The organism is Wolbachia endosymbiont of Mansonella perstans (assembly GCF_020278605.1).
Lineage (GTDB): Bacteria > Pseudomonadota > Alphaproteobacteria > Rickettsiales > Anaplasmataceae > Wolbachia.
In genome coordinates, this window is sequence record NZ_JACZHU010000038.1 from 1 (window position 1) to 9326 (window position 9326).

At 35.2% G+C, this 9326-nt stretch carries 9 protein-coding genes; 6 read left to right on the top strand and 3 right to left on the bottom strand.

All coding sequences use genetic code 11. The features are described 5' to 3' along the window. Positions 1-113: 113 nt before the first annotated feature. On the bottom strand, positions 114-752 hold the full coding sequence (nth, locus tag IHO13_RS02970; RefSeq protein WP_225538206.1) for an endonuclease III: 639 nt from the start codon (positions 750-752) through the stop codon (positions 114-116). 20 nt (positions 753-772) lie between these two features. Then, positions 773-2200, bottom strand: a complete 1428-nt coding sequence (gene icd / locus IHO13_RS02975) for an isocitrate dehydrogenase (RefSeq protein WP_225538207.1) — start codon at positions 2198-2200, stop codon at positions 773-775. Positions 2201-2343: 143 nt separating this feature from the next. On the opposite strand from icd, the gene IHO13_RS02980 reads away from it, so the two are divergent. The 5 genes from IHO13_RS02980 (at position 2344) to IHO13_RS03000 (ending at position 6727) form a co-directional block, all read left to right on the top strand. Next, entirely contained in the window at positions 2344-2667 is a 324-nt protein-coding gene (locus tag IHO13_RS02980) for an RDD family protein (protein ID WP_225538208.1), read from the top strand. 856 nt (positions 2668-3523) lie between these two features. Then, positions 3524-4831 (top strand): adenylosuccinate synthase, encoded by a 1308-nt coding sequence (locus IHO13_RS02985; RefSeq protein WP_225538209.1) that lies wholly within the window; start codon positions 3524-3526, stop codon positions 4829-4831. Positions 4832-5105: 274 nt separating this feature from the next. Next, the gene (locus IHO13_RS02990) at positions 5106-5726 is read left to right on the top strand and encodes a hypothetical protein (RefSeq protein ID WP_225538210.1); all 621 of its coding nucleotides are present in this window, start codon (positions 5106-5108) and stop codon (positions 5724-5726) included. Positions 5727-5813: 87 nt separating this feature from the next. Beyond that, positions 5814-6164: a hypothetical protein gene (locus tag IHO13_RS02995; RefSeq protein ID WP_225538211.1), complete on the top strand. Its 351-nt coding sequence runs from the start codon at positions 5814-5816 to the stop codon at positions 6162-6164. Positions 6165-6304: 140 nt separating this feature from the next. Further along, complete coding sequence (locus tag IHO13_RS03000; protein ID WP_225538212.1) at positions 6305-6727, top strand: hypothetical protein; 423 nt, start codon at positions 6305-6307, stop codon at positions 6725-6727. Positions 6728-6762: 35 nt separating this feature from the next. Here IHO13_RS03000 and IHO13_RS03005 read toward each other — a convergent pair whose 3' ends face one another. Beyond that, positions 6763-7491, bottom strand: coding sequence for a type I glutamate--ammonia ligase (locus tag IHO13_RS03005; protein ID WP_225538213.1), 729 nt, complete (start codon positions 7489-7491; stop codon positions 6763-6765). 312 nt (positions 7492-7803) lie between these two features. On the opposite strand from IHO13_RS03005, the gene dnaA reads away from it, so the two are divergent. Beyond that, positions 7804-9186 (top strand): chromosomal replication initiator protein DnaA, encoded by a 1383-nt coding sequence (gene dnaA / locus IHO13_RS03010; protein WP_225538214.1) that lies wholly within the window; start codon positions 7804-7806, stop codon positions 9184-9186. Positions 9187-9326: the final 140 nt, after the last annotated feature.

Here is a 9326-nt window from a genome sequence, read left to right on the forward strand (position 1 = left end):
TGCACAGATTAGGAAGTTAAACAAATAGCTTCATTACTATGACAAGGGTGACGGCAAAGGTTGTTAATAGTTTTTTATTTCCATGGCTTAGGCAACTATTTGGACAACAAACATTAGACCTTATACCTCTTGCCCTCAAATTCGCATAAATCATGAATTATGCACGTTTCACACGAGGGTTTTTGTGCTTTGCAAACATATCTACCGTGCAAAACTAGCCAATGATGAGCATAAAGTAGATATTTTTTTGGAACTACATTTAAAAGAGATTGCTCCGTTTTAAATACGTCTTTTTCTTTCACAAGCCCCAATCTATTGCTAACTCTAAAAACATGAGTATCAACTGCCAATGTTGGAACACCAAGCCCTGAATTTAAGAACACATTAGCGCTCTTTCTCCCAACTCCTGGCAAAAACACCAAGTCGTCAAAATTTGTAGGAACTTTACTATTGTACTGCTCAGCTAATATTTTGCTGAGTTCAATTATGTTTTTTGCCTTGGAATTATACAAACCAATACTGCTTATGCGTTTCCTTAGCTCATTTTGCCCCAATTCCAGCATCTTTTCTGGTGTATCAGTGATGCTAAATAGCTCTTTTGTAATTTTATTAACGCTCACATCAGTTGTCCGTGCTGACAAAACTATTGCAACCAGCAATGTAAAATGATTGGTATAATTTAATTCTATTTTCGGTATAGAATTCGACTGCTTGAACTTTTCAAATATCAATTCTATTTTTTTTGAATCCATTTTATCTATAGCATCTTTATTTAAGAAAAAAAACCCTCTTTCCCATCATACAGATACAACTTATCCATTCTCACCACATCAAAGCTATTTTCCTCAAGTTTGACTAGCAGACTATTTATATCACTATTTGTAATAGTTTTCTTTTCATTATTTGCAATAAACCTGCAGGTTATTTGATCACTTAAAGATTTTGGACTTCCCGGCCAAATTGCAAGACCTTTTGAGTATATTGCTATAATTTTCAGATTACTCGATTCAAACAACTTCACTATCCGATCAAAATCAGCTGACTTACTCCAGGCAAGTGTTATATCGCTACCAACCAGCTTCCTAATTTTGTAGCTCTGCTTACAATCATCTTGCGTTTTATTTACTTTACTATCCAAGCTACTGCCAACTATAAGCTCAGATAACGTTGTGGGTTTTTTCCCTAGATTATCTACAACAGCTTCTGCAAATTTTTTGGTACCAACTTTCTGCTTACTCCTTTTCTCCTTATATAAATCGGCAGTGTGTATTCCATCCTCCAAAGTCTTCAGCCATGCATCGTAAATCAGTTTTGCAGTATCAACTTGACCCGTATAAATTAGCATATGCACTGCAGCGTTTAAAAGCCCTGAGGGATTAGCCATGTTTTTTCCTGCAATGTCAGGAGCAGAACCGTGTACTGCTTCAAACATTGCGTATTCACTCCCTATATTGCTACTTCCTGCTAACCCTACAGAACCTGAGGTTTGTGCTACTATATCTGATAGTATATCACCATACAAGTTCTCAGTTACTATAACATCGAATTTCTCAGGTTCTGTAGCAACACGTGCAATTCCAATATCAACTATATAATGTTCCGCCTTTATATCCGGATATTCTTTTGCAATATGATCAAATGCTGCGTGAAAAGCGCCGTCTGTCATCTTCATTATGTTATCTTTAGTCAAGCAAGTTACTTTCTCTCTATTGTGTTTTTTCGCATATTCAAAAGCGCACCTGCATATCTTCTCTGAGCCGGGTCTAGTAATAATTTTAGTGCACTGGTAAAAGTCATTAGTGAGTCTATGCTCTATTCCCGTGTAAACGTCTTCCTCATTTTCGCGTATTACAACGACATCAAACTTATTGAATTTACTTTCTATAACAGGATGATACGAAATACACGGTCTGATATTTGCATACAGCTCTAGATTTTTTCTGAGTGCAACGTTTAAGCTTTTGTGTCCTTTACCTTGAGGAGTTGTTGTTGGAGACTTAAGTAATATCTTTGTCCTCTCAATAGACTCCCAGCCACTTGGAGAAATTCCGTGAGACCATTCCTTATTATAAACACGCTCTCCTATTTCAATAACATCTACTGAGATCTTTGCTTCTGCTTCGCGCAATATCGATAGCACAGCTTCCATAATCTCCGGTCCGATACCGTCACCATATGCAACTGTGATTGGTGTTGACATAACTCTCCTAACTATAAATGACCTAATGTTAATTCAAATGATAGAGCGACACAAGTAGCTAATATTTCCCAGGTTAGCATATTTACGATTATTTAATAACATACCTTTATACTAGTTGTTTAATCATAGAATATGGAAAGTATATGGATACTGAAATAAGTTACGCCGGAATTCTTAGGCGAGTTTTAGCAAGTGTGATCGACGGTGTTTTATGGGTAACAATAGTACTTGTTACAAGTTTCTTTCTATATCTTCTACATCATTCATCTACACCATACAGTGATACAGGTGATACTTACAAAACAGCTATCCGTATGACAATTACTAAGGTAATAGTACCAGTATGCATGATGTTTAATATGCTAATGACAACGAGACTTGGCGGCACTCCAGGGAAACTACTGTGCGGCATATATAAAAGATGCAAGTATATTCATAAATATTACCCAAGTGTAAGCATTAATTAGGTATACCTTATCTAAAGTTCCTGTCTTAATCTATATTAGGTTGCGTGCTTATTGTAGGAACTATAAGAGAACTTTATGATGAGTATATTTTTGAATGGTGGTTTCTACTTTTAGAGAAATTAGTTCTTATAGCAACAGCTATAGCTATAATACTAATTTTCGTGTTAGCAATATTTGACAGACGTAAACAGACTGTATATGACAAAATTGAAAAAACAGTAGCAATAGACTATAAACCCAAAAACTAACTTCTCTTTACAATTTACGGTTATTTAATCACTGATATGATACATTAAGTAATCGTATATTGGAGGGAATATGGATACTAGATAAGTTACACAGGGGTTACAAGATGTACTGTGCAGCTGTAATTGATTACTTTATCCTGCTAGCAGTAATATGCCTAATCATTTTTCTTTTTATGGTACTAAGTTATATTACTGACAGAAAAGAGGCTTTTGATTCTAACGTATATGAACTATTACACGTGTCCTTCACAGTGATATTTACCTTAGTATTAGAAGCACTACTGATAACAAGATTTAAGGTACCCCAGAACAATTATTACGTGATATCCATATAAAAAATGCGAACACATTAAAAATGTTACCCTCATACAAGCAATAATCAAGGTGTGTTTCTAGAGAAGGCATTCTAATACCAATTCCCATTACACAGAAAGCGGATGGACAACAATGCTACTTTACCGCGCTATTCTACTCACTTCAGTATGCGCCTTTTCCTCGTTATTGTCCTATGTAATGAGAATTGGTATTAATTAACCAGCTCAGAGAATTATCCCTTGTCATTTGTGGTGTACTGCGTTAACATTTACGTGTTAATCCAGAAGATATTGATGAATAATATTGTAATTGTTGGTCTACAGTGGGGTGATGAAGGAAAGGGTAAAATAGTAGATTATCTTTCTGAGAACGCAGACGTAGTCGTGAGATTTCAGGGTGGGAATAATGCAGGGCATACTATAGTAATAGATGATGAAGTTTATAAATTAAATTTGCTGCCTTCCGCTGTTTTAAGAATGGACAAAATATCTGTTATAGGAAACGGTGTTGCTCTTGATTCGCATGCTCTAATCTCAGAAATAGAATCATTAAAAACTAGAGGAATAGATATCAATCCTAACAATTTGATTATATCTGAAAGCTGCCCATTAATACTTAGTGTACATAAGGACAAGGAAAAATTATTTGAAGATTTAAACGGGAATCACAAAATTGGCACAACAAACAAAGGAATAGGGCCGTGTTATGAAGATAAAGTTGGAAGAAGAGCTATACGCCTTTGTGACTTAGAAAACGCAGATGAGCTTAATAATAGAGTGGATGCTCTTCTGAATTACCACAATGCTATCAGGAAAGGCCTAAGCTGTCGGATAGTGAAAAAAGAGGAAATGTTAAAGGAAATTGAGGAGATCGCAAAGAAGATTCTTCCATATAAAAAGCCAGTGTGGAAAATATTGAATGACCTTACAAAAGAAGGTAAGAAAATAATATTTGAAGGTGCCCAAGGCACATTTTTAGATATCGACCATGGAACATACCCTTTCGTCACTTCAAGCAATACCTTAGCATCACAAGCAATAACAGGCTCAGGATTGTTTTCCAATACTTATGTTATCGGTGTAGCAAAAGCTTATACTACAAGAGTAGGCAACGGACCATTTCCTACTGAGCAGAAAAATGAAGTGGGAGATAGCTTATTTGCTATAGGCAAGGAGCTTGGAACAGTGAGTAATAGAAAAAGACGCTGCGGGTGGTTTGATGCAGTTTTAGTGCGCCAGGCAGTGCAACTCTCTGGAGTTTCAAGTATTGTATTAACTAAATTAGATATTCTTGATTCTTTTGACGTAGTAAAAATATGTACTGGTTATAAGTGCAGTGGAAGGATATACGATCACCTGCCTGCATCACGTTCAATACAAAGAGAATTGGAGCCGATATATGAGGAATTTCCTGGTTGGAAAGAAAACACTCAGGGTAAGAAGTCAGTTGAGGAATTGCCTGCAAATTTGATGAAATATGTGAGAAAAATAGAAGAATTAATAGGTGTACCAGTTTATCTAGTTTCAATCAGTCCAAAGAGAGAAGACATTATAGAACTTAAGGATTTTAAGCTTTCTGAGAATATTCTTGCGTCTTATTAACTGTTATCCAATAAAAAAACGCTCATTTGGCGAAAAAAACACTCCCATGACTTCAAGCATTAACTTATTATACAAAAGAGCTATGCATAACAATGTATGGTGAAGGTAAATTTAGCGTATGAAGAAAGCGAAAAAGCTGAACTCAAGTCTAACGCTTACAGTTATTTTCAACATTTCATTGTCAGGGTTTGTGTAGAGTAAAGTTTTTAATAGCCTGATTGTTCTTAGATAGGTATGTTCTGCTTAAAATAGTATTGATGTAGTGGGGTATAGTATGCACGTTTATTGTGGGTCTGAATCATTAGAATATATGTTAAGGAAAATTCCCCGTGTATTATGCAATTTGCAGACATTGTATGAATACACGTTAGATTGGCAAAAGGATAGCGGTTACCAATGTGATGATAACATTAATCATATAAGGAAGCTTAGGCCAGAAATTGTTCAGTTTGCACTGCCTTTACTTAACAATCTTGAATACCTTGTTAATGCAATGAAGGAAAAAAGTTCTATCATTAGGAACTCTACTATAATGAAGTTTCTCCTCTCAATTGCAAAAAATGATAAACTACATAAAGAGTTAGAAATTTTAAGTAATCTTATCAGGAGTTGTGATTGCATACCTGGTTCTGCCGATTATAAAAAGCTTTGTTCTCAGTTAAATAAGGTAATGACAGATTTTGAACTGCCAAATCTAGAACATAAAATATGCCTTTTAGAACTTCTGAGCAAAAAAATAGACTTTGCTGTTATAAAGGCAGGTCATGTGGCTTTTGTAGAAAAGGATGATAACAGTAGTTATATGGAATCTTATGAAAATATGTGGCTTTCTTATGATATAGTACATGACACAAATTTCAAACAAGTGTTTATAGATAAAGCAATAAATGAGTAGGTAAGCCTTTCAATGAGAAATTTAGGAAAGATATGAGTAAATACATAGAATTATCACAAGAGGGAAAAAGTATTGCAAGTAAGTATTTTGAAAAAAATAAGTTTTCAAGCTTACTGTGAAGAAACTGACAATGCCAATAGAGCTTTAAGCGTTAATCTTATTAACTACAATGGAAGTGAGCTAATTAAGATTAGTGATATTTTACAGCAGGAAAAAGATATTAGCAAACTGGATATCTACTGCAACAAAAACCTTGAAATACGTGCTTATAAAGAAGATAAGAAAAGATACTACAAATTTGAAAAGGGTGCATGTTATCAAATGACAAGTAAGTGGCCTATAAAAGATAAGTCCGGGAGAGTAGTTCTAACTTGTACCATGGTTATGGATGTGAGTAGTGAATGCATAACTGAAATAACTAGATTTAGTGGGATCTAATGGTGAGAATTGTACGTTATTGCTAAAGGAGAATATGGAGTTCATAGAACGAAATAAGGAATTATACATTCAAGGCTCACCTTTACACAAAGCTGTGGAAAATTCTTGGAAATGCAGCATAGTAGAGAAAGATGATACGAATGGGTGGATTGCCTGATGCTGTACTTGGAGGTAATATTGGTGGTAATCTTACCGCTAATAGTAGGGCATCAGAAGTGCACGAAGAACAGCCTAATCTTGGCAAGAACAATGAGAATATGGGTCGTGATACAGGAAATCAGCCCAGATATATAACAGAGGTACATCTGGTATCTAGAACCGGCACGCCGCCAACATATAAAACAACGTTGTACGTAAAGATTGCAGACAACTCACAAATCAAAGAAAATTTATATGAAGATAATATCAAAGAGCTTAGTGAGAACCCAGAATTTATTGAATGTACAATAGGTCTTGAGGTTGTTTTCGAAGGTGATAGGATTGACAGTCATGCTGTCAGTTTCCCAGTTCCTACTATGCCTTCTACCACGTCAGGGAACACATGTCGTTCGCCTGGGTCTTAGCTATGAAATGTATCCTGAGCTAACATAGTTGGAGCTTATGTCAAACTCTCCATCTTATATTGAGGATCAGATGCAACACCATATACTCTGTTTGGTGGGGCAATTTCGTTTTCTATGCCAAAGGTGGTACCTTCGGTTATTGCTGCAAGCACTTTTTCAAGGTTACAGTCTGCTCCAGGGACGCGGTGTTCTAGGCGACATTTATCGCCAGAATTGAGTATTCTTATTGCAGCAGTTCTATTGTTCACGCCCCAACTAACTGTGGTTGGAGTATAAATGTCCGGATATTGGAATCTAAAATACGAATCATCATTTGGGGCAAAAAATAACATGTGTTTTTTCATCATAGCGCATAATCCACCAATACTATGAATCAAGTAATCACTATACTTTTGTTCGCTACGGTAAAATAAGTTGCTGTTGTTTGAATCGACCAAATTAACATGCACGTTTAATGCACTGCCTGCTCTATCTAAGTAAGGTTTTGCTTTGAAAGAAGCTTTCCCACCAAGTTTTTGTGCTGTTTCAGTAATCAGCTCTTTTGCTAACTCAAAGTGCTTGATTAAATTATTAGAATTGGTGTAACAACCACTTTTTATCTCATATTGATGTATGGAACTCTCTTTCTCACAGAAAAATCCAAATGAAGCTATTCTATTTTTAATATTACTAAGAAATAAATGCTCTTTTTCTATTTCTTCAATGTAAAATTCTAGCTCAATGCCAAGTTTAGCTTGATAACTTAAACCATTTAATATGATCATAGACTTGTTTCAGTAAATTTATATTAGGTTAGTTACATTTATATAAGCATCTTACTTTTTTACCAATAAGCTTAATATCTTATTTATACATAATACATTATTATTTTTTAGCACGCTGCTAATCTCTAACGCAAGCGAAGTTTCATTTGTTGAAAGAAAAATGATCAATTTTAGTGATTTTATACCCTTTACAATTCATCAAAAATCACCATAATTTTTAGTGTGTGTTAAGTAGTGTTAGCTTTTTACTTTGTAGCAAGCTATTGATTGTCTTGTATTTTTCTAGTTATTGCTTTTTTCTTGGTGTAATATATGAGCTTGATTAACTCTAAGGTTTCTACTATGTTTTTTGACCAAATTGTTACAGTAACAGATCACAATATTGCTTGGGAAAAAATCCAAAATTGCCTTTATAATCTTTATGGAGAGGCAACATATAACAGCTGGCTAAGTTCACTTAGATTTGTCAGTAGTATCAATGGAGAAGTTTTGTTGTCTGTGCCAACAAGATTTATAAAGGAGTGGATTATGGTTCACTACATGGAAAAAATGCTATCATTATGGCAGAATGAGGATGAAAGTATACGTTCTATTGATATTCAAGTAATCGAGGAAAAGAATCCAAACCCTAACACTATATCAAAAAACAGGGAGGAAAGTAATCATAGTCTTGGTTCACCGCTGGATACGAGATTTACCTTTGATAATTTTGTGGTAGGCAAGCCAAATGAGTTAGCATTTACAGCTGCAAAGCGTGTGGCAGAGTCTATAGATCCAATACCAGGAAGCAATCCTCTATTTCTATATGGTGGAGTGGGTCTTGGTAAAACACATCTAATGCATGCTATAGCTTGGCACATAGTCAATTCTCCATCGGTAAAAAGAAAAGTAGCATATTTATCAGCAGAGAAATTTATGTATCAATATATTACAGCACTGCGAAGTAAAGATATTATGTTGTTTAAGGAACAATTTAGGTCAGTAGATGTATTGATGGTAGATGATGTACAATTTATCAGTGGTAAAGATAGCACACAGGAAGAATTTTTTCACACCTTTAATGCGCTAATAGACCAAAATAAACAATTGGTTATATCGGCTGATAGATCTCCTAGCGATCTTGATGGAGTAGAGGAAAGAATAAAATCGCGTCTTGGTTGGGGGTTGGTGGCGGATATTAACGAAACAACTTTCGAATTAAGGCTTGGTATATTGCAGGCCAAAGTGGAACAAATGAGTATGTATGTTCCAGATGATGTTCTGGAGTTTTTAGCGAGGAACATAAAATCTAATATAAGAGAATTGGAAGGAGCATTGAATAAAGTTGCCCATACTTCGTTGATTGGGAGGAGTATGACAGTAGAGTCGGCCAGTGAAACTTTAGCAGATCTTCTTAGATCAAATCATAAGTCAATTACAATAGCAGAAATACAAAGGAAAATAGCTGAGTTTTTTAATATAAAAGTTGCAGATATGCACTCCAATAGAAGGCTTCGCGGTCTTGTAAGACCAAGGCAAATAGCTATGTATTTCGCTAAGAAATTCACACAAAAAAGCCTACCAGATATTGGAAGAAGCTTTGGTGGCAGAGATCATGCTACTGTTATACATGCAGTAAAACAAATAGAAAACTTTATAAAAACCGACTCAAATTTTGCTGATGAAATTAATCAGTTAAGGAAAATGTTTAAGTAGAGGTTAGGTTACACAGGCCTTGTGTTTGCGCTGGGGCTGCAATAGACCACACGCATAGCTTTTAGTAGCGCATTGGATTCAATAAAGACGAAAGAAACTACTTAAAGATTTCTCCAGTTTCCTTATCATAGTATTGAAGC